Below are 21,216 nucleotides of genomic sequence, written 5' to 3'. Positions count from 1 at the left end.
GCGGCTGCTACGGGCGGATGTCCAGCGCTCCGACCAGGTCGTCGCGCAGGGTGAACCGGTAGCGCAGTTCGATCGGGCTGCCGGGGAAGTCGCCGGACACCCGGGTGCGGACCAGGTACGAGTCGCCCGCCTGCGGCGTGACACCGACCGGCTCGGCAGAGTACGAGTAGGCATCCATCGTCTTCTGCCGCCAGGAGCGGATCGAGGCCCGTCCGTCGTAGAGCCGGTCCTCGTCGGCGACGCTCGCGGTGTCCGCGAAGCAGGCGACGAAGGCATCCAGGTCCCGGTCGTTGACGGCCCGGAAGTACCTGTTGATCACGTCGGGCAGGTCCACCGCCATCTGCTCCTCCTGCGGCACGGGCCGCCGTCGGGCAGCCGTCGGGTTCCCGGTCCGACCTCACCGTACGAGAAGCGGACGCCACCGCGCGGGGCAACGATTCAGAACGACCGGGCGGGCGGTCAGGACGTGCCGTGCACGCCGTCCGGGCCGCCGGGCGGGGTTTGCCGCCGGTGGTCCCGGGTAGCCACGCCTTTCCGAAGCGAAGGGCGGGGGCATGGCCGAGCTGGGGTTCGTCGACAAGGTCGCGGCGCGGGCGGGCATCCCGCCGGAGCAGGCGCGCACACTGACCGAGGCTGTTCTACGGACCCTCACCGAGCGCCTCAGCGGCGGTGAGGCGGGCGCGTTGGCCCCCCACCTCGCCAACGAGTTGAGCCCGCTGCTGGTCAAGGCCGCGGAGCCGCCGGAGGCGTTCGGCTGCGACGAGTTCCTGCGTCGGGTGGCCGACCGCGCCGGGATCGACCGACCCGCCGCCGAGCGGGGCGCCCGCGCCGTCCTACAGACGATGCACCGGGTGGTCGGGCACCGGGAGTTCGAGGATGCCCTGGCCCAACTCCCGGCGGAGCTGCGGGCGCTGGCGCAGCCACTGCCACACGGCCCCTGAGGGGCGCGGCCCGACCCGCCGGTCGGGCCACGCCCCCGCCGAGGTCAGCCGGTGACCCCGCTGCCGATCACCCACTTCTGATGCGCGCCGCCCGAGTACGTGCCGAGCTGGATCTGGGTGCGGTCGGCGCTGCTGCCGCCGGCTGCCTCCAGGACCTTGCCGGACTGCGGATTGCGGATCGACCCGTCGGACTGCGGCTGCCAGACCTGCGCCGCGGTGCCGTTGCACGTCCAGAGCTGAACCTTCGTGCCGTTCGCGGTGCCGGCGTTGTCCACGTCCAGGCACTTGCCCAGCACCCGGTACGTGTCGCCGACCTTCGTCCACGACTGCGCCGTGGTGCCGTTGCAGGTCCAGAGCTGGATCTTCGTGCCGTCGGCGGTGCCCGCGTTGTCGACGTCCAGGCACTTGCCACCGACGCCGGTGATGCTCCCGCCGGCCGGCGGCGGAGGGCTGCCCGGGATCGAGTTGAGCGTGTACCACGCCTCGGTGCTCCACAGTGACTGGCCGGTGGTGGAGGCGAACGGGCGCGGCGAGCGCAGGTGCACCACCCGGCCGGCCTTGCGGCCGGGCACCGTGAGGCTCACCTTCTTCCCGTCCGACGAGAGGGTGGCCGAGGTGACGGTCAGCGTCTCCTCGTCGATCTTCGGCCCGCCGTAGTTGGACGTCGCCACGTACCGCCACTGCTTGATCTTGTAACGCGCGGCCAGTCCGGCGGCGGTCTCCGTCGAGACGGGCTGGGTGTACTCGACCTCGAAGCCGGTCGTGGTGGCCCGCATGGCGAGCATCTCGAACGTGGTGGCGGTGTTCGGGGTGAGCTTCTGCAGGCCGTACGACAGCTTGCCGGTCTGACCCCAGTTGCCGCCCGCGCCGAGCCCGCCGACGTAGATCGCGCCGTCCGGGCCGACGTTGACCTCCGAGACGCCCGCCTCCAGGCCCTGGGTGAGCCGGAACAGCGCGCCCTGGTACTCGCCGTTGACCTTCTCCACGTTGGCCCGCTGGAGGCCGCCGTACGTCACGTCGCCGATGACGAACTGGCCGGCGTATCGGCCGCTGGTCAGGTACAGCGGCGTGCTGGGCGAGTTGGCGATCTCGTTCTGCGGCATCCAGAGCACCGGGGACGTGACAGGTGCGGTGTCGAACGGGCCGGCCGGGTTGGTGTAGTGGTTGAAGAAGCGCCCCTGCTTGATGTGCACCAGCTTCGACGAGGGCAGCCAGCCGCCCTGGTTGTCGGTGACGAAGATGCCGCCCTCCGGACCCCAACCGATGCCGTGCGGGGTACGCAGGCCGCCGGCGACGTAGCTGACCGCGCCGGTGTCCTTGTTGACCTTGAGGGTGTTGCCCCGGTTGACGGCGGGCTGCGGGTTGGTGGTGGCACCGCCGGAGTTGATCGACACCGACAGGTTCAGGTAGAAGAACCCGTCCTGGTAGAGCAGCCCGAACGCGAACTCGTGGAAGTTGCCGCCGTACGGCCAGGTGGCGACGGTCTCCAGGCGCTCGGCCACCTCGTCGCCGCCGGTGTTGACCAGCCGGGTCAGCCGCTGTTTCTCCGAGACGTAGACCACCCCGTCGACGACCTTGAGCCCCTGCGGCTCCTTCAGCCCACTGGCGATCCGTTTGGTGGTCACGGCGCCCGGGGTGGTCGCGCCGCCGGTGTTGCCGAGGATCCAGACCTCACCGTCCTGGGAGGTGCCGGACTGGTCGCTGCCGCCCCAGGTCGAGATGACCAGCCGGCCGTCGGTCAGCCAGTCCATCCCGGTGACTTTCGGCTGGAAGCCGCTGGGCCGCAGATTGGTGAGCGTGTAGCCGGGGTGCACCCCGGTCAGCGGCAGGCCGTCGCCGGGGGTGTCGGCGATGCCCTCGCACTCCTTGCGGCCCGGCGCGGTCACCCGGACCACTCCGGCGTCGGTGCTCAACGCCGAGTTCGGTACGACCACGAAGGACGACGAGCCCGGCGTCTTCCACTCCAGGGTGATCTGCTGCCCGCCGCCTCGCTCGAAATGGTCGATGCGCAGCGGGTGCAGGCCGGCGGTGAGGGTGACCGTGCCCTCCTTCGGCGGCGTCGCGCCGTGCAGGCCGTCGTGGTTGATCACGACGGTGTTGTCGATCGCCAGTTTGGATCCGTCGTCGCTGCTGAGCCGGAACGTGTAGCTGCCGGCCTGGGTGGTGGTGATGTTGCCGAGCACCTGCGAGACGAAGTTGTCCTCGAAGCCGAAGTCGGACGCCGAGGTCCAGTTGATGGTGGACATGAGCGTGTCCACGTTGGGGGTCTGCGCGGGCTTGAGGGTGCACAGTTCGGAGAGGGGCACCTGCACGTCGAAGACGCGCAGCGTGACGCCGGGCTCCTGCGCGGGCGCGGCGGTGGCCGGAGCGGCCCAGAGGCCGGTGGTGAGGACGAGTGCGAGCGCACCCAGGACGGGATGGGGGAGTCGGCGTTGCAGGCGTGGGCCCATCGTTCCTCCAGGAGGCAGTGGAGTGTCCGACGGCCGGTGCGAGGCAGCGGTGAGGATGGCCGTCGGCCCCGGCTCCGTAACGTCCTCGACGCCGACGAGTGACATTGTGGAAACACCGGGTTGATGAGTCGAGACATTAAGGTGTTTCGATTGGACTGTCCATGGCTTCGCATCGATACATCAAAAGTTCCCGATGTCCGTGCGAAAGTTCGCGGTGATACGCGAAGAGTGCCGGCTCTGGGGGCGGCTCACCGCCGCCCGCGCCGGGCCGAACCACCCGTCTTACGCGGGGGAGCGGCCTTGCCGCTGGCGGCGCGGGACTTGCCAGCAGCGCCGGACTTGCCGGCGGTGGCGCCGGACGGCCGACGGCCCGGTGTCGGGGCCCCGCGCGTGACGGGTCGGCGGCGCGCCGCCACCAGCACGAGCACTGCGACCGTGACGACGATCAGGGCCGGGACCAACCAGGCCGGAAACCCGCCACCGGCGCGCTCCTCGCTGGCAGCGGGCGGAGCGCCGGTAGGACCCGCCGGACTGCCGGTCACCGCGGGCCTGGCCGATCCCTCGCCCTCGGCCTGGGCGAGTAGCGCCGGATCCGGCCCCGCCGTGGGTGCCGTCCAGCCGGCCGGGGCCGGTGTGCTCCGTCCCTGGTAGTCGAAGGTCACCTCGCCCCGCACCGCCTCACCGTCCGAGGCGACGGAGAGGTAGCTGGCGGTGTAGCGACCCTTCGCCGGCCAGTGCGCGACGGTCACCATGGCCGGGAAGCCGGTGTGGTAGAGCCGGGGCTCGAACACGCCGTTGACCATGAAGTATTCCGTGACCGGCTTGTCGAGTCGCTTGGGCTCACCGTTGGACCAGCCGTTGTCCACTCGCGACCCGTCCGGGCCGCTGATGGCGAAGTGCGCGTTGGCGGCCGGCTTCTCGGTGAAGTACAGGGCCAACTGGGTCAGGGGCTCGCGCACGACGGTGCCCTTGAGCGGAGTGGAGGTCGCCAACTGGCCGTGCGCGGACGCCGGCGCGGCGGGCAGCAGCAGCGACACCACAAGCGTCGCGGCCACCGCCGCCAGCATACGGCTCAGGGTGTTACGCGCAGTGACCAACCTCGATCGCATTCGTTCATCATGGTCATTTCCCCTCTGCCGAACAAGACGTAGAGTTCTCCTCCCCGACTCTCACCTCGACACCCGTCCCCCTCGCGTCGTTCGGAGTCCGCCCGTGTTCGTCCGTACCCCCGCCACCCGCGCCTGTGCCGCCCTCGCCGCCGGCGTCCTCACCGCCCTGCTGGTCACCGGTTGTGGGCACGACGACGACCCGTCCGTGGCCACCCCCTCCGCGCCAGCCACGTCCGCCGCACCGCCGAGCGCCGCCACCACCGCGCCGAGTCCGACGGCAAGCCCCACCCCCAGCGCACCGGCCGCGGACCGCGAGATCGTCGTGACGATCGCGAAGCGGCGGATCACTCCGCCGACCGGACGGATCACCGTGGGTAAGGGAGAGTTGTTGCGCATCACGGTCACCTCGGACGCGGCGGACGAGCTGCACGTGCACGGCTACGACCTGGGCGCCCGACTGCCGGCCGGCAAGCCCGGCTCGGTGGAGTTCCGGGCCGACAAGACCGGTCTGTTCGAGGTGGAGACGCACGAGACCGAGCTGGTGCTGTTCCAACTCGTCGTCCGTTGACCGACATGACCACCCCCGCAACGGTGCTGGCGCACGGCGTCGGCGGCCGACAGGACCTGCCGATCACGCTGCCGCAGCTTGTCGTCGCCGCCGCGCTGACCCTCGTCGTCACGTTCGTGGCGCTGGGCCTGCTCTGGCGCGAACCCCGGCTCGACCGGGACGCCGTCGGCGGTCGCCCGGTGCCGCGCTGGCTCGCCCGGCTCATCGACGCGCCCGCGTTCCGGTGGGCGCTGCGCGGACTCGGCCTGCTCGCCGCCGCCTGGTTCTGCCTCGGTCTGCTGGGCGGGCCGGACACCGCCGACAACCCGACGGCAGGTGCGCTCTACGTGCTGCTCTGGGTCGGCCTGGCGCCCCTGTCGCTGCTGCTCGGCCCCGTCTGGCGGGCGCTCAACCCGCTGCGTACCGTGCACCTGCTCGCCGCGCAGGCGCTGCGCCGCGACCCGGACCGCGGGCTTCGTGAGCTGCCGCCCGGTGTGGGCCTGTGGCCGGCCGCCGCCACGCTGTTCGGGTTCGTCTGGCTGGAGCTCGTCGCACCCGACCGGGCCACCCTGCCGGTCATCACCGCCTGGCTCGCCGCGTACGCGGTGGTCCTGCTGGTCGGGGCGGCGCTGTTCGGCGCCGCCTGGTTCGACCACGCCGACCCGTTCGAGACGTACAGCTCCCTGATCGGTCAGCTCGCCCCGATCGGCCGTGCCGCGGACGGCGTGCTGGTCTGGCGCAACCCGCTCGACGGGATCGCCGGGCTGCGCCCCCGCCCCGGGCTGGTCGCCGTGGTGATCGTGCTGCTCGGCTCGACCATGTACGACAGCCTCTCCAACGCGCCGGCCTGGCTGCGCTTCGGCCAGGAGAACGGCCTGCACCCGGCGGTCACCGGCAGCGGCGGGCTGGTCCTGGTCATCGCCGCCGTCGCGGTGGCGTACCTGCTCGCCACCGCGGCCGCGGCGCGCATCGGCCGGGCCGACCCGGCCGACGCCCGGGCGGTGCCGGGCGAGATCGCCCACTCGATCGTGCCGATCGCGGTGGGCTACGTGGTGGCGCACTACTACTCGCTGCTGATCCTGGAAGGCCAACGCACCGTCGCGCTGCTCTCCGACCCGCTGGGCACCGGCGCCAACTGGCTCGGCACCGCCGGCTGGGAGCCGCACACCGGGCTGGTCACGCCCTCCGGGGTGGCCACCCTCCAGATCACCGTCATCATCCTGGGACACCTGGTCGGTACGCTGCTCGCCCACGACCGCGCCCTGTACCTGTTCCCCCGGGCTCGGGCGGTGGCCGGTCAACTCCCGCTGCTGGCGCTGATGGTCGCGTACACCGTCGGCGGTCTGCTGCTGCTCTACGCGGGGTAGTCCCGCCCGGCTCCGACCAGTGCGTCATGATGACCCGTGGACACTGATCTTCAGCACTACCTCGACGACCTGGTCGCCGCCGCCCGCGACGTACTCGGAGCCGACCTGGTCGGCGCGTACGCGGCCGGTTCGGTGGGGCTCGGCGCGTACCAGGCCGGCCGCAGCGACGTGGACGTGGCGCTGGTCAGCGCCGGGCCGCTCAGCGACGGCACCAAACGGACGCTGGTGGCCCGGCTGCGGCACGAGGCCCTGCCCTGCCCGGCGCGCGGGCTGGAGCTGGTCGCGTACCGGCGTGCGGTGGCCGCCTCCGGGACCCCCGAGCCGGGCTTCGAGGTCGAACTGAACACCGGCCCCGGCATGCCGTTCCGGTGCACCCTCGACCCCGCCGACCGGCCGGCCGGTGACGGCCGCTTCTGGTACGGCCTCGACCGCAGCATCCTGCACCAGAGTGGACTGCCGCTGCTCGGCCCGCCGGCGCGGCAGGTCTTCGCCGACCTCGCCCCCGCCGACCTGCGCCGCCTGCTCGTCGACGCGCTCACCTGGTGGCTGGCCCTGCCGACACCGCCGGACGACCAACCCGCACCCGGCGCGGAGGACGCCGTGCTCGGCGCCTGCCGGTCGCTGGTGCGCCACCGCGACGGCGTCTGGCTGGCCAAGATCGCGGCCGGTCAGCGGCTGATCGCCGCCGACGACCCGGCCGAGGTGATCCGTCAGGCGATCGCCGCACGGCACGGCGGCCCGCCACCCACCGGGGCGCAGGCCCGCGCCTTCCAACAACGGGTACGCGACGAGATCGCCGCTGCGTAGGCGGGTCTTGCGGCACTCAGCGGACCGGGCGGGACTGAAGCGAGGCGAAGAGCAGGTTGAGCCCCTCGGTCATGGTCGGGTGGGTGATGATCGCGTCACGCAGTGCGGTCCACGGCATCCCGGCGAGCATGGCCAGCTGCACCGAGGTGATCACCTCACCGGCCTCGGCGCCGAGCAGCGCCGCGCCGAGGATCCGGTCGGTGCTGGTGTCGATGACCGCCTTCCACATGCCCTGGGTCTGGCGCAGGGTGCGCGCCCGGGGGATCGCGGCGACCGGCAGGTGGGCGACCTGGATGTCGTACCCGGCGCGGCTCGCCTCGGTCTCGGTGAGCCCGACCCGGGCCAGCTCCGGGGTGGTGAAGACGGTGTACGGGATCACCCGGTCGGCGGTGCTGCGTTCCCCACCCGCGAGGTTGGCGCGGATGATCCGGTAGTCGTCCAGCGAGACGTGGGTGAACTGCGGGCTGCCGGCGACGTCGCCGGCCGCCCAGGTCCGCTCGGCGCTGGTGCGCAGGTACTCGTCGACGAGCACGAAGCCCCGCTCGTTGAGGCGTACGCCGGCCACGTCCAGGCCGAGCCCGTCGGTGACCGGTTCCCGCCCGGCCGCCACCAGCACGTCATCTCCGGTCACCAGGCTGCCGTCGTCGAGCGTCACCCGGAGCGTGCCGTCGACGTCACGGTCGACGCGGGCGACGGCGATGCCGACGCGGACGTCGATGCCGTCGTCGAGGAACACGCGCAGCACCGCGTCGCTCATGTCGGGATCCTCCCGGGGGAGCAGCCGCGGGCCGCCCTCGACGAGCGTCACCGCGCTGCCGAACGACGCGAACATCTGCGCGAACTCCATCCCGACGGTGCCGCCGCCGAGCACCACCAGTCGGGCCGGCAGCCGATCCAGATGCAGCAGCTCGTCGCTTGTCAGCACCCCGGCCTCGGCCATCCCGGGCACCGAGGGCAGATGCGGACGCGTACCCGTGTTGATGACCACGTCGTCGCCGCGCAGCAGCCGCTCACCGCCGTCGGCGAGGGACACCCGCACGGTCCGGGGGCCGACGAACCGGGCCTCGCCGATCACCAGGTGCAGGCCGGAGTCGAGGAACTGCTGCCGGTTGGCGGCCACCATCCCCTCGACCACGTCCTGCTTGTGCGCGCGCAGCAGGTCCACGTCGACCCGGCCGCCGTCGACCGTCAGGCCGAGCGCGGACGCGTCACGTAGCAGGCGCGCCGCCCGTGCGCTGGTCACCAGGGCCTTCGTCGGGATGCACGCGACGTTGATGCAGCTGCCGCCGATCATGCCGCGTTCGACCATGGCGACCCGTTGCCCGGAGCGGGCGACGTCCATGCTCAACGTCTTCCCGGCCTTGCCGCCGCCGACGACGAGCAGGTCGAACTCCTCCGGTTGGTCGGTCACCGGGTGCTCCTCTCGGTCACCGGGCAGACCGGCGGCCACCGCTGGTGCGCGGCGGCCAGCCCAGCCTGCCAGTTGAGAGCAGGTCGGCGGCCCCGTTCCGCGCAGAATCGTCCCAGGTCGCCGCCGTCGAAGGCGGTCGTCAAGGTTTCCGGGTCGGCACCGCTCTCGACGTGGTCAGGGCGGGCGGTGCCAGTGTTGGTAGGGGATCATGCGTGGATGGGTGACGTCCCGCTTCGGTTCCGGGCCCGGGTCCGCCACGAGCCGGACCGCTCCTACGCGGTGCTTGTCGAAGGACCCGAGGGAGAGGTGCAGGTCGGCGTCACCCGCAGCACGAGGGAGGTGCGCACGCTCGCCCGCGAGGGCGCGGCGCGACTGTTCGACGTGCCGACGGATCGGATCGCCGAGCGGCACCTGGACGTGGAGATCCCGCAGCCGCCCTACGGGCGCGACGGCCAGTGGGTGCGGATCGTCTCGGCCGGTGCATCCACCGCCGCGGACGACCTCGCCGACCTCGGGGTGGCGGGGCAGGCGCACTGGTTCGGGCACGAGGGCGCCTGGTTCGTCACGGTGGCCGGCTCCGGCACCGCCATCCACCCCAGCGAGCACCTCGACTTCGCCCCCGTCCTCACCGCTGCGGAGGTCGCCGAGCTGCGGAGCTATCTGGCTCGGTCAGCCCCACCTCCCTCGTGAGGCGGGGCGTCGGCCGACGAGGCACCGGTCCGGGGTGCGGCCGCGCTGTTCTGGGCAATCAGAGCCATCCACCTCTCCTGCGTCGACCGGGAGGGCGAGCGCTGATTCACACGGCCACCACGGCGCGGTTGATCGTGTCCAGTTCGGTGGCTGGCGATCGGGTTGTCGTCCCGGGACCGTGCGAGTTCGCTGCGGACCCGGGACGACCGTGGTCGAGGTCAGTGCCGGGCCGCGCCGTTCTCGCTGACCGGCTGTCCGAAGGCGAGGAACGGCACGGGCGTCGGGGCGTCCGGTCGGGTGAAGATCCGCTCGGGCTCCTGGACGTGCCCGTCGGGGCCGGTCGCCCGGTCGGCGGACGCGGTCACCGGCTCGTCCACCGTGGTCGGTCGGTCGGAGCGCTCACCGTCGGACGGGTCGGCACCGGACCGGTCGCCCCTCGACTGATCAGTAACGGACTGGTCGTTGCCGGGTTGGTCGCTCTCGGCCCGCCCGCCCCCGTCCCGGTCGACGAAGGGCCGGTCGGTGCTCGGCCGGTCAGCGGTCGGCCGGTCGAGGTGGGACCGGGTGCCGACCATCGGGTACTCGGCGGTCTCCGGACCACCGGCTGCCGCCGCCATGACCGCGGCGGCGGCGAGGTCGGCGACCCGCTTCGCCTCGCGCTGCACTCGGGCGCGTACCTCCTTGGCGTGCCGCTCGGCGGAGTCGCCGGCGCGACGGGCCTCCTCCAGCCGGGCGCTCTCGGCGGTGAGGTCCCGGCGGACCTCGCTGAGCCGCTGCTGCATCCGCGACAGCTCGTTCTCCAGCGTCTCACCCTCCTGCTGGATCTCCGCGAGCTGCTGGCGGGCGGTGTCCAGTTCGGCGTGCAGCTCCTCGGCCTCCTGCCGGCGCTCCTCGATGTCCTGCTGGAGGGCGGTGAGTTGCTCCTGGTGACTGGCAGCCTGCTCGTCGGCCCGGTTACGCAGTTCGGTGACGTGCTGCTCGGCCTCGGCCAGCAGAGCGGCGATCTGCTGCTCGGTGGCGCTGCGCTGCTCGGCGAGCTCCTGCTCGGTGGCTGCCTGCTGCTCGGCGATGTCCTGCTCGGCGGCGGTCCGCCGCTCGTTGACCTCCCGCTCCACGCTGGCCTGCCACTGGGCCATCTCCTGCTGGTTCTTGGCGCGGGCCGACTGGAGTTCCTGCTGGATCTGGGTACGGGCCGACTTCATCAGCGCGTCGGCGGCGACCCGGGTCTGGTTGAGCTGCTGGGCGCTCTGCTCGGTGATCCGTTTCGCCTCGTGCTGGGCGCGCTCGTGGGCGGCCTCACCGTCGGCGCGCAACTGCTCGGCGTGCTCGCGGATCGCGGTCAACTCGGCCTCGGCCAGCGTGCGCCGCTCCTCGTGCGCCTGCTCCTGTTCGGAACGTCGCGTCGCCAACTCCTCGGACAGGTCCTGCCGTGCCTGCGCGGCCCGCTCCCGGGTGTCGGTGAGGATCCGCTCCGACTCGCTGCGCAACTCGTTCGCCCGGTCGGTGGCCGACTCGATGATCATCGCGGCCTGCTTGTCGGCGAGCGTCATGATCTCGGCGACCATCGGACCCAGATCGTGGATCGAGGCGCGGTCCACCTGCACTGGTTGCTCCCGCATCTCGGCCAGTTCGGTGCGCAACCGCTGCACCTCGGCGGTCAGCTCCCGGACCCGGACCGCGGAGCGGCCGTGCTCGCCGCTCAGCATCGTGATCTGGCCGTCGAGCTGCTCCAGGTGCCGGTCCACCTGGCGTTTGTCATAGCCGCGCAGGGCGAGCTCGAAGCTCGGCCGCGAGGCCGCATCGTCGCGTGCTGCGTGCGGCTCAGCGCCGATGGACATGCACCATCCTCCGTACGATCGGGGGCGTGCGGGTGGGCGGTCGCCTGCCCCGCGGGCCGTCAGTGTGGCGCAACGCTACCGCCGAGCCCACCACATGCGAAGTCCCGCCCCACCACGTCTCGTATCGTCCCCCGCTCCCGCATCGATCATGGAGTTGTGGTGGCTGACATAGGTGGTGGACCACCATCATTCCGGCACCACCACTCCATGATCGACGGGTTTCGGGTGGGGCTAGCGGCGGCGGGCCAGCAGGACCGCGTCGTGCAGGGTGAGGGGCTGGCCGTCCGGGTCGTTGGCTGGGCGGGGGCGGGCCTCAGCGGTCAGCACCTCCCAAACCGTCGGGTCCAGGGTGGCGGCCACGTCCTCCGCGGTGAACATCATGTCCGGCATGTGCATCCGGCGCGCCGACGTCCACAGATCCGACGGGTGGTGCCCGACGATCAGCAAAAGGCCTCCCGGCACCACCGCCTCGGCCAGCCGGGCGAACAACTCCCGCCGCTGCACCGGGGGCAGGTGCATGAACTGCGACGACACCAGGTCGTACGCCTGCTCGGCGGGCGGCTTGTCGCGCAGGTCGGCATGGGTGAACTCGATCCGGTCGCCGACGCCGACGGTGTCGGCGTGCGTGGCGGCCCGGCTCAACGCGGTGCTGGAGATGTCCACCGCCGTCACCCGCCAGCCCCGCTCGGCCAGCCACACCGCGTCACCGCCCTCACCGCTGCCCACGTCCAGCGCGCGCCCCGGCGTCAGGTCCGCGACCTCGGCGACCAACTGCGGGTTGGGCCGGCCGCTCCACACCGAGGGCCGGGACTGGTAGCGCTCCTCCCACGCCGGCTCCTCGAACGCCGTGGCCACCACCTGGCGGTACGCGGTCACCGCCGCACGGGTGTCCTCGGCGATGAGATCGGCGTTGATCGCCGCGGCGGCGGTGAGGCCGGCCGCGGCGGACGTGATCACCTGGCCACGGATGTCGGCCACGTTGCCGGCCACCCAGACGCCCGGGACGCTCGTCGCGCCGGTGGGATCGGCAGGGATCTGGGCGCCGATGACGTGCTCGCCCATCATCAGCTCTTCCGGCGCGAGGCCCAGCCCCACCAGCAGGCTGGCGCGAGGAGTCAGCCGGGTCGCGACCACCACCGCGTCCAGCGCCACCACCCGGCCGTCGGCCAGCCGTACGCCGGTCAGCTTGTCCTCGGTCACCTCCAGCGCGGCGACCGGACCCGGCACCACCGCGATGCTCCGGGCGGCGAGCCGTTCGGCGGTCTCCGCATCCGGCGCCGGGGCGTCGTGCAGGAGGAGCAGCACGCTGGAACTCCACTGTCGCCACATCTCGGCCTGGTGCACGGCCAGCGGCCCGGTCGCCAGCACGCCGATGCGCCGGTCCCGGACCTCCCAGCCATGGCAGTACGGGCAGTGCAGCACGTCGCGGCCCCACCGCTCGGCCACGCCGGGCACGCCGGGCAGCTCGTCGGTCAGCCCGGTGGTCACCAGCAGCCGACGGGCCCGCACCGCACTCCCGTCGTCGAGGTCGAGCCGGAATCCGTCGTCGTCGCGGGTCGCGGTCTCCACCCGTCCGGCGCGGAACTGCCCGCCGTACCCGGCGACCTCGGCCCGCCCGACCGCGAGCAGCTCGCCCGGCGGCGTTCCCTCCCGTCCCAGGTAGTTGTGCACGTGGCCGGCGGGCGCGTTGCGCGGCTCGCCGGCGTCGATCAGCAGCACCGACCGTCGCGCCCGGCTCAGCGCCAGGGCTCCGCTGAGTCCCGCGGCGCCGCCGCCCACCACCACCACGTCGTATGTCTCGTCCACCGGTATCTCCCTCTGGCCTCGTCGGCTGAGCCCACCATCCGTCGTCTCCGGCAAGGTGGCAACTAATCTTGCTGTTATGGCAAACGAGGACACTGCCGCGCTGGCGGCCGTCGGCCCACGACTGCGCGCCCTGCGCCACCAACGCGGGACCACCCTGACGCAGCTCGCCGACCTGACCGGCATCTCCGTGAGCACCCTGTCCCGGCTGGAGTCCGGCAGTCGCCGGCCCACCCTGGAGCTGCTGCTCCCGCTGGCCCGTGCCTACCAGGTGGCGTTGGACGAGCTGGTGGACGCGCCGGCCACCGGCGACCCCCGGGTCCGCCCCAAGCCGATCGTCATCCACGGCATCACGTTCCTGCCGCTGACCCGCCGACCGGGTGGCCTGCGGGCGTTCAAACAGATCTTCCCGCCGGATCCGACGGCGGGGGAGCGGACCCCGCAGACCCACGAGGGGTACGAGTGGCTCTACGTGCTCTCCGGCCGGCTGCGCCTGCTGCTCGGCGACCGCGACCTGACCCTGGCCCCGGGCGAGGTGGCCGAGTTCGACACCCGCATCCCGCACCTCGTGCTCAACCCCGGGCCCGGTGTCGCCGAGGCCCTCAGCCTCTTCGGGCCGCAGGGCGAGCGGCTGCACGTCCGGGCCCGACCGGCCTGATCCACAGATCTACCTTGGCGGCCTGTTCGTACCCTCCGGGCATGACCACGGGACGGGCGAGCGGGCTGAGTTCGGCGCAGGGCTACTACTGGCACGCCGTCCTGCTCGGAAATCGCTCGCTGGCGCGTCGCCTGCAACCGAGGGCGTTCCTGGACCGACGAGCCTTGGGGGGTGTGGTGAGGGGGATGTTCCGGGTCGCGCTCGAATGGCTCGACCCCGACCCACGCAACCATGCCGAGATTCGCCAGTTCGCCGAGCGGGTGACCAGGTACACCTACGCGACGTACGGCGTGCCCGCGGACGAGGTGTCGCAACTCATCCTGTGGGAGATGGGAGAGGTGCCGGACGACGACGTCCCATCCGCGCATCCGGGCATCGCGGAGTTGGTGGTGGTCATGACCGCCGTGCGTGATCTGGAGCTCAAGCCCGGCCACCTCGATCGGCTGATCAGCGGCGCGGAGGAATACGTGAGGCAGTTGGGCATCAGCCTCCCCGCCTATCGACCCGGGCTCATCACGCGGTTGCGCTTCGAGTTGGCAGAAGGTCGACGGTACGGCTACCCGGCCCGGAGACGCTGGAGCGCCGAGCGAATGGGCGCCTTCGTCGACTGGTTGCGGGACGACAGCGCCGGCTGAATGAGAGAGTCCGCCGGTGGTGACGTGGCGCGAGGGCCGGACCGGTTCCCCTCCGGTCCGACCCTCGCGATCGTTCCGCGCTAGGCGCGGGCCCTACGCTGCCGGACGATCAGCAGCAACGTGGCGCCGAGGAGTACCGCCAGCAGGCCGGCGGTCATCCAGCCCCCGATCGGGAACGACTCGCCGGTCACCGGGAGCTTGCCCTTCACCGGGATGGTGATGGTCGATTCCGGGGAGACCGGTGCCGGACCGTCCGGCGGGGTGCCGGTCACGGTCGCCGTGTTGCGCACCGACCCGTGGTGATAGTCGGCCTTGCTGACGGTGTAGGTCGCCGAACAGGTGACGGCGGCGCCCGCCGCGAGGGTCACGGCCCCGTTGGGTGTCCGGTCTGGACCGCAGGTGATCGCGCCGAGGTTCGTCGGCGCGGCCGGCGCGGTGAGGGTGTCGGTGACCGTCACGTCGGTCAGGGCCACCTGCCCGGTGTTGGTGACCACGAACTGGAACGGCACCTGCTGGCCCGGCCGACCGATCTTGTCGGTGCTGCTGGACTTCACCACGGCGATCGCCGCACCGCGGGTGGCCGTGACCTCGGCGGTCGCCGGCTGGGAGCGTACCGGCCCCGGTGGTTGTTGCCCGGGGATGGTCGGCGGCGTGCCGGCGGCGACGGCGGTGTTGGTGATCCTGCCGGCCTCGATGTCGGCCGCGGTGACGGTGTAGGTCGACGTGCAGGTGGTGCTTCCTCCGGCCGGCAGGGTGACGTCGCCGCTGGCCACCGGCGGCGTGCCGCAGGTGATCGCCCCGGGTGTGCCGGTGCCGGAGAACTCGGTCTCGTCGACCGTCACCGCGCTGAGCGAGGTGTTGCCGGTGTTGGTCACCACGAATTGGTACGTGACCGTGTCACCGGCCGCGGACACCACGCTTGGCGTCACCGCCTTGGTGATGGCGATCTCCGGGTGCGGGATCGGAATGTCCAGCGACGACGGCGGGGAGACCGGAGGCGTTCCGCTCGGTGGTGTGCCCGTGGCGGTGGCGACGTTGATCAGCGCCGTGCCGGCGAAGTCCTCCGCGGTCACCGTGTAGGTCGCCCGACACTGGATGTCAGCGCCCGGAGCCAGCGTCACCTCGCCGTTCGGGGTGTTCTGCGGACCGCAGGTGATCGGCCCGAGCCCGTTGCCCACGGACGGCGGCAGCACGGTGTCGTTGACGGTCACGCCGGTGAGGGTGAGGCCACCGGTGTTGACCACCAGGAAGGTGAACGGCACCTGCTGCCCCGGCGCGGTGATCGCCACCGTCGTCGACGACTTGATCACCTCGATGTCGGCGGTGAGCCCCGCCTCGGGGATGGTCAGCGTCGAGGGCGGCGAGTTCACCGGCGCGGCGCCGGGCGGCGTCCCGTGTGCGGTGGCGGTGTCGGTGACCCCGCCGTTGTCGAGGTCGGCCTGTGTGACGGTGTACGTCGCGGTGCAGCCGGTGGCCTCGCCCGGCGCGAGCGTGGTGGTCGCGCAGGTGATCGGCCCGAGGTTGGCGTTCGACGACGGCGGTGCCTGAACGTCGGTGACGTTGACGGTGGTCAGCGTGAGCCCGCCGGTGTTGACCACGTGGAACCGGTAGGGCACCTGCTGCCCGACCGCGCCGATCATGACGGTCTCGGAGACCTTGACCACCGAGATCGCGGCGACCAGGCCGGTCTCCGGGATCGTCAGCGTGGACGGTGGCGAGTCGATGGGCGTGTCACTGCCCGGCGGGTTGCCGTGCGCGGTGGCGACGTCGACGACCGTGTTGTTGTCCAGGTCGGCCTGGGTGACGGTGTAGGTGGCGGTGCAGGCGGTCACCGCACCGGGCGCGAGCGTGGTCTGCGGGCAGGTGATCGGCCCGAGGTTCGCGTTCGACGAGGGTGGGGTCTGCGCGTCGGTGACATTTACGTTGGTCAGCGTGAGGTTCCCGTTGTTGATCACGAGGAACTGGTAGGGCACCTGCTGCCCGACCGTCGTGATCGACGTGGTGGTGGACGACTTGACCACCGCGATCGACGGGGTGACGTCGGCCGCCGGAATGGTCAGCACCGACTGGTCCGAGTCGACCGGCTCCTCCGTGCCCGGCGGGGTGCCGTGCGCGGTGGCGATGTCGGTCACCTCGTCGTGGTCCAGGTCGGCCTGGGTGACGGTGTAGGTGGCGGTGCACGTGGTGGTCTGGCCGGGGCCGAGCGTGGTCTGCGGGCAGGTGATCGGCCCGAGGTTCGCGTTCGACGACGGGGGATCCTGCACGTCCGTGACGTTGACGTTGTTCAGGGTCAGGCCGCCGGTGTTCGCGACGAGGAACTGGTAGGGCACCTGTTGACCCACCGACCTGATCGCCTCGGTGGTGGAGAACTTCACGATCGCGATGGCCGGGGACACCTCGCCGTTCGGGATGACAAGCGTCGACGGCGGCGACTGCACGGGCGGACGGCCGCCGGGCGGGGTGCCGTGCGCGGTGGCGGTGTCGCGTACCGAGCCGGCGTCCAGGTCGGCCTGGGTGACCAGGTACGTGGCGGTGCACGCGGTCCGCGCTCCGGGGGCGAGGGTGGTGGCGGCGCAGGTGATCGGGCCGAGGTTCGTGTTCGACGACGGCGGCGTCTGAACGTCGGTGACGCCGACGTTGGTCAGGGTGTACCCGCCGGTGTTGACCACGTGGAACGAGTACGGCACCCGCTGCCCGATGGTGGTGATCGTGGTGGTCGTGGACGTCTTCACCACCGCGATCGAGGCGACCAGGCCGGTCTCCGGCAGGGTCAGCGTCGAGGGCGGCGAGTCCACCGGTGTGCCACCCCCGGGCGGGGTGCCGTGGGCGACGGCGGTGTTGGTGACGCCGTCGTTGTCGAGGTCGGCCTGGGTGACGGTGTAGGTGGCGGTGCACCCGGTCCGCGCGCCGGGGGCGAGGGTGGTGACGGGGCAGGTGATCGGGCCGAGGTTGGCGTTCGACGACGGCGGCGCCTGTACGTCCGTGACGTTGATGTTCGTCAACGTGAGTCCACCGGTGTTGACCACGTGGAACGAGTACGGCACCTGCTGTCCGACCGTGGTGATCGACGCGGTGGTGGAGGTCTTCGTCACCGTGATCGACGGCGTCAGACCCGCCTCGGGAATGGTCAGCGTCGAGGGTGGTGAGGTGACCGGGGTGCCACTGGGCGGCGTGCCCTGCGCGGTGGCGGTGTCGGTGACCCTGTTGTTGTCGAGGTCGGCCTGGGTGACCGTGTAGGTGGCGGTGCAGGTGGTGGTCTGGCCGGGAGTCAGCGTGGTGAGCGGGCAGGTGATCGGGCCGAGGTTCGCGTTCGACGACGGCGGTGCCTGCACGTCGGTGATACCGATGTTGGTCAGGGTCACGCCGCCGGTGTTGGCGACCAGGTAGCGGTAGGGCACCTGCTGGCCCACCGAGCCGATCGACGCGGTGGTGGACGACTTCACCACGGTGACGGCGGCGGTGAGCCCCTGCGCCGGGATGGTCAGGGTCTCCGGTTCGGAGACCACCGGGGAACCACCTGGCGGAGTGCCCTGGGCGGTGGCCACGTTGGTGACCCCGTTGTTGTCGAGGTCGGCCTGGGTGACGGTGTAGGTGGCGGTGCACGCGGTCCGCGCCCCGGGGACGAGGGTGGTGGCGGCGCAGGTGATCGGTCCCAGGTTGCCGTTCGACGACGGCGGGGTCTGCGTGTCGCTGACCGAGATGTTGGTGAGCGGGACGCCGCCGGTGTTGACCACGTGGAACGAGTACGGGACCTGCTGGCCGACGCTGGTGATCACCGTGGTGGTCGACGACTTGACCAGCTCGATGTCCGCCGGGGTGCCACCCGCGCAGGCGAGCGTGGTGCTGAACGGGAAGTAGTGGATCTCGCCGCCGCGGTGGTCCAGCGTACGGGTGATGACGCTGCCCTCGGTGTTGCTGGCCGAGAGGTCGGTGAGGCTGGCGTTGGGGGCGTAGATGGTGCCCTCGACCGTGGCCGCCCCCTGGGTGAGGGTGAGCGCGGTGGCGGTCGGGAAGTTGAAGAGGATGTAGCGCGCCTGCGGGCCGCCGATGCCGGAGAAGTTCGGGGCGGTCCAGGCGAAGTCGTTGCCGACACCGCTGGTGTCCACGTTGACCAGCAACGGAGTGTCCGCGGTGGGCTGGCTGGCGAAGGTCAGCGTCTGGATGTTGCTCAGATCGCTCGCGCTGAGGTTGAGCACGTTCGTCACACCGGGTGTCAGGGTGACCACGGCGTTGCTGCCCGCCGAGATCGGCCGGGGCAGCACGTCACCGTTCGGTGTGCGTAGCACCACCGTGTTGTTGCAGGTGGCCAGCCCGGCGGTGGTGTCGCGGAAACTCGCGAAGGCGCCGACGAAGTTGATCGGGGAGGCGGGTCCGACGCTGGCGACCGGCTGCCGGGTGACCAACTCGACGCGAGGTGCGGCGTCGTAGTTGTCCGACGGCAGGATCCGGGTGTTGACCTGGGCGCCGTTGTTGTCGGTGTCCCGGACGAACGTGCCGGTCAGGTCGCCGACCTTGGCGTACCCGCCGTTGAGCACCTGGAGCCGGCTGCCGCCGACGCTGCCGGCGAAGTTCACCCGTCCACCCACGACCAGCGCGGTCGGGTTGGCGTCGCCCGGCACGACGAACGACCCGGCGGTGGCCCCGGCCAGTTGGTAGCCGCCGAAGGTGAGGTCGCCACCGACGGCGAGGGTGCCCTCGTTCTCGTCGCTGAACACACCGGCGTTGCCTTCGGTCATCACCCCGAAGCTCAGCGCCTCGGCGACCGGGTTGACCGGTCCGATGTCCTCGGCCGCGACCAGCACCTGGCCCAGCGGGGGTTCGGCCGGCGTCAACGCCAGCAGAGTGTTGACTGCCAGCAGGCCGCCGACGGCGACCAGCGCCGCGCCCCGTGACCTGCGCCTACCCCACGAAGAAATCCTCATCACGCCCCCGTTGGTTCGAATGTGCCAGGGGAGCGTATAGGGGTAAAAGAGTATTTGATGGGCTTTTGTCCGTTTAGCCGGGCGGCTGGCCGTAGCCGAGATCGTCCCGGGTCGCGGGCCGCGCGGGCCGGATCGGATCCCCTCCGGTCCGGCCCGCGCGAGTTCGCACCAGCCCAGGTGTCACCCCTTGTGCTTCTCCTGGCACGGCACGCAGAAGCGGGCATGCGGGAGGACTTCGAGGCGCTCGGCCGGGATGCTCGCGCGGCACCTCTCGCAGGCGCCGTAGGTGCCATCGGCGATCCGGCTCAGCGCAGCGGTGATCTGCTCGATGTGGCGGCGGGTGGCCACCAGCAGGGCGGCCTGGTTGTGGGCCTCGCCCGGGTCGCCGGTGTCGGCGTTGAGTTCGGTCAGTTCCCGTAGCCGAGCCGTCTGCGTCGCGAATTCGTCCGTCAGGGACGCTCGTAGATCAGCCAGCCAACCGTGCTCGACAGCGCGTTGATCGATGCTCATGGTCTGCCCTTCAGAAAGACGAGGAAAAAGAAAAAGGGCCGAAGCCTGAGTAGCTTCGCCCTGCGGTCGTTCTGGGATGCAACGATTCCGCGGGAGGGCCTCGGCCGGTGCGCGCCGGGCTGGACGTCCCGAGCGTGGGCACGATGTAGAGGGCACCGACGACCGGAACCCCCATGCACGCCTTGCCGCGCGCAGCCGTCACGACGCGGGCAGCACTGCCAGCCGTCACGTCGGTGACGGCTGGCGAGCGGAAGTTCACCCACGGCATGCCCCCACCATAGGGCGGCCAACGCCCGGAAGCCAACGCCCCTTGATCCACGCTCAACGCATCGGGACAGGCGATGGCACCCCGGGCGGCATCGGACTTCTGAGCACAGTCGAGGCACGGGACCGGTGACGCGTCGCCAGCACGGCTGGCAGCGCCCTGGGCCGATCACCGGAGACCGTCGAACTGTGGACTCGGTACCTCCGTGCTTATGATCGACGACCCGACCGGGGACGGCCGCGCTGTGCGGCCGGGAGTACGAGGTGAGGTGTGCGACGGTGATCCGCGAGGCGTACGCCTGCTGGGTGCGCGAGCCCGGCACGGCGGAGATCCGGCCGGTGTCGCTGCCGACGCCCGGCCCCGACGAGGTGCTGGTCCGCGCCCGCTACTCCGGGGTAAGCCGGGGCACCGAGACGCTCGTCTTCGCCGGCCGGGTGCCCACCGACCAGTACGCCGCGATGCGCGCGCCCTTTCAGGAGGGTGACTTCCCCGGCCCGGTCAAGTACGGCTACCTCAGCGTCGGGGAGGTCGAACAGGGTCCGCCGGAGCTGCTCGGGCGCACGGTGTTCTGCCTGCACCCGCACCAGAGCGCGTACGTCGTGCCGGCCACCGCCGTGGTGCCCGTGCCGGACGGGGTGCCGCCCGCCCGGGCGGTGCTCGCCGGCACGGTGGAGACCGCGATCAATGCGCTGTGGGACGCCGCGCCGCTGGTCGGCGACCGGGTCACCGTGATCGGCGCGGGCATGGTGGGCTGCTGCGTCGCCGCCCTGCTCGCCCGGTTCCCCGGCGTGCAGGTCGAACTCGTCGACGTCGACACTCGCCGGGCCGGGGTGGCTGGCGCGCTCGGCGTCGGGTTCGCCCAACCGGCCGACGCGAGCGGCGACCGCGACCTGGTCGTGCACGCCAGCGCCACCGGCGCCGGCCTGCAACACGCCCTGGACCTGCTCGCGCCGGAGGGCACGGTCATCGAGCTGAGCTGGTACGGCGACCGCCCGGTGCAGGTGTCGCTGGGCGGGTCGTTCCACTCCGGTCGGCTCACCGTACGCAGCAGCCAGGTCGGCATGGTCGCTCCCGCCCGGCGGGGACGGCGCAGCTACACCGACCGGCTGGCGCTCGCCCTGGACCTGCTCGACGATCCGGCCTTCGACGCGCTGATCACCGGCGCGTCCCGGTTCGCGGAGTTGCCCGACGTCCTCGCCAGACTGAGCGCGGGCGACCTGACCGCCCTCTGCCACCTCATCACCTACGACGACGGGGAGTGAC

Annotated in this window: 16 protein-coding genes and 1 pseudogene; 8 read left to right on the top strand and 9 right to left on the bottom strand. The window is 71.8% G+C overall.

Features of this window, described 5'->3' with window-relative positions; translation table 11 throughout:
• Positions 1 to 7 precede the first annotated feature (7 nt).
• Entirely contained in the window at positions 8 to 340 is a 333-nt protein-coding gene (locus AB0A90_RS26510) for a nuclear transport factor 2 family protein (protein WP_357253256.1), read from the bottom strand.
• Positions 341 to 554: 214 nt separating this feature from the next.
• On the opposite strand from AB0A90_RS26510, the gene AB0A90_RS26505 reads away from it, so the two are divergent.
• On the top strand, positions 555 to 941 hold the full coding sequence (locus AB0A90_RS26505) for a DUF2267 domain-containing protein (RefSeq protein WP_357253254.1): 387 nt from the start codon (positions 555 to 557) through the stop codon (positions 939 to 941).
• 44 nt (positions 942 to 985) lie between these two features.
• Here AB0A90_RS26505 and AB0A90_RS26500 read toward each other — a convergent pair whose 3' ends face one another.
• Together AB0A90_RS26500 and AB0A90_RS26495 are read right to left on the bottom strand one after the other, a co-directional pair.
• Positions 986 to 3,391 (bottom strand): ricin-type beta-trefoil lectin domain protein, encoded by a 2,406-nt coding sequence (locus tag AB0A90_RS26500; RefSeq protein WP_357253253.1) that lies wholly within the window; start codon positions 3,389 to 3,391, stop codon positions 986 to 988.
• A 248-nt stretch (positions 3,392 to 3,639) separates the two neighbouring features.
• Positions 3,640 to 4,458, bottom strand: coding sequence for a copper resistance protein CopC (locus AB0A90_RS26495; protein WP_357253251.1), 819 nt, complete (start codon positions 4,456 to 4,458; stop codon positions 3,640 to 3,642).
• Positions 4,459 to 4,603: 145 nt separating this feature from the next.
• Here AB0A90_RS26495 and AB0A90_RS26490 point away from each other — a divergent pair, with 145 nt between their 5' ends.
• From AB0A90_RS26490 to AB0A90_RS26480, 3 genes are read left to right on the top strand one after another with little or no spacing between them, the layout of a single operon-like run.
• Positions 4,604 to 5,068 carry a hypothetical protein gene (locus AB0A90_RS26490; RefSeq protein WP_357253249.1) on the top strand — a complete coding sequence of 155 codons (465 nt, stop codon included), beginning with the start codon at positions 4,604 to 4,606 and terminating at the stop codon, positions 5,066 to 5,068.
• A 5-nt stretch (positions 5,069 to 5,073) separates the two neighbouring features.
• A complete protein-coding gene (locus AB0A90_RS26485) occupies positions 5,074 to 6,414 on the top strand; it encodes a hypothetical protein (RefSeq protein ID WP_357253247.1) in 1,341 nt (446 codons plus the stop codon).
• Between the two features lie 36 nt (positions 6,415 to 6,450).
• Complete coding sequence (locus tag AB0A90_RS26480) at positions 6,451 to 7,221, top strand: nucleotidyltransferase domain-containing protein (RefSeq protein WP_357253245.1); 771 nt, start codon at positions 6,451 to 6,453, stop codon at positions 7,219 to 7,221.
• A gap of 16 nt (positions 7,222 to 7,237) precedes the next feature.
• On the opposite strand, the gene AB0A90_RS26475 is transcribed toward AB0A90_RS26480, so the two are convergent.
• Positions 7,238 to 8,632: an FAD-dependent oxidoreductase gene (locus tag AB0A90_RS26475; protein WP_357253244.1), complete on the bottom strand. Its 1,395-nt coding sequence runs from the start codon at positions 8,630 to 8,632 to the stop codon at positions 7,238 to 7,240.
• 216 nt (positions 8,633 to 8,848) lie between these two features.
• Here AB0A90_RS26475 and AB0A90_RS26470 point away from each other — a divergent pair, with 216 nt between their 5' ends.
• A complete protein-coding gene (locus AB0A90_RS26470; protein ID WP_357253242.1) occupies positions 8,849 to 9,322 on the top strand; it encodes a hypothetical protein in 474 nt (157 codons plus the stop codon).
• Positions 9,323 to 9,540: 218 nt separating this feature from the next.
• On the opposite strand, the gene AB0A90_RS26465 is transcribed toward AB0A90_RS26470, so the two are convergent.
• The gene (locus AB0A90_RS26465) at positions 9,541 to 11,160 is read right to left on the bottom strand and encodes a DivIVA domain-containing protein (protein WP_357253240.1); all 1,620 of its coding nucleotides are present in this window, start codon (positions 11,158 to 11,160) and stop codon (positions 9,541 to 9,543) included.
• 231 nt (positions 11,161 to 11,391) lie between these two features.
• Positions 11,392 to 12,966 carry a bifunctional NAD(P)/FAD-dependent oxidoreductase/class I SAM-dependent methyltransferase gene (locus AB0A90_RS26460; protein ID WP_357253238.1) on the bottom strand — a complete coding sequence of 525 codons (1,575 nt, stop codon included), beginning with the start codon at positions 12,964 to 12,966 and terminating at the stop codon, positions 11,392 to 11,394.
• Between the two features lie 76 nt (positions 12,967 to 13,042).
• Between AB0A90_RS26460 and AB0A90_RS26455 the strand changes: the two genes are divergently transcribed.
• Both AB0A90_RS26455 and AB0A90_RS26450 read left to right on the top strand, forming a co-directional pair.
• Positions 13,043 to 13,621, top strand: a complete 579-nt coding sequence (locus tag AB0A90_RS26455; protein ID WP_357253236.1) for a helix-turn-helix domain-containing protein — start codon at positions 13,043 to 13,045, stop codon at positions 13,619 to 13,621.
• 41 nt (positions 13,622 to 13,662) lie between these two features.
• On the top strand, positions 13,663 to 14,256 hold the full coding sequence (locus AB0A90_RS26450; RefSeq protein WP_357253235.1) for a hypothetical protein: 594 nt from the start codon (positions 13,663 to 13,665) through the stop codon (positions 14,254 to 14,256).
• Between the two features lie 80 nt (positions 14,257 to 14,336).
• On the opposite strand, the gene AB0A90_RS26445 is transcribed toward AB0A90_RS26450, so the two are convergent.
• The 3 genes and pseudogenes from AB0A90_RS26445 to AB0A90_RS26435 all read right to left on the bottom strand — a co-directional run bounded on the left by AB0A90_RS26445 (position 14,337) and on the right by AB0A90_RS26435 (position 19,688).
• Positions 14,337 to 18,032: a hypothetical protein gene (locus AB0A90_RS26445; RefSeq protein WP_357253445.1), complete on the bottom strand. Its 3,696-nt coding sequence runs from the start codon at positions 18,030 to 18,032 to the stop codon at positions 14,337 to 14,339.
• Positions 18,033 to 18,068: 36 nt separating this feature from the next.
• A pseudogene (locus tag AB0A90_RS26440) lies at positions 18,069 to 19,088 on the bottom strand (choice-of-anchor A family protein); the annotation flags it as partial.
• Positions 19,089 to 19,358: 270 nt separating this feature from the next.
• Positions 19,359 to 19,688: a TraR/DksA C4-type zinc finger protein gene (locus AB0A90_RS26435; RefSeq protein ID WP_357253233.1), complete on the bottom strand. Its 330-nt coding sequence runs from the start codon at positions 19,686 to 19,688 to the stop codon at positions 19,359 to 19,361.
• 543 nt (positions 19,689 to 20,231) lie between these two features.
• Between AB0A90_RS26435 and AB0A90_RS26430 the strand changes: the two genes are divergently transcribed.
• Entirely contained in the window at positions 20,232 to 21,215 is a 984-nt protein-coding gene (locus AB0A90_RS26430; protein WP_357253231.1) for a dehydrogenase, read from the top strand.
• The last annotated feature ends 1 nt before the right edge of the window (position 21,216 follow it).

It is taken from the genome of Micromonospora sp. NPDC049204 (genome assembly GCF_040647935.1).
Classification (GTDB): Bacteria; Actinomycetota; Actinomycetes; order Mycobacteriales; family Micromonosporaceae; genus Micromonospora.
The sequence above is the reverse complement of the archived record's forward strand: the minus strand, read 5'-3'. Positions and strand labels throughout refer to the sequence as shown.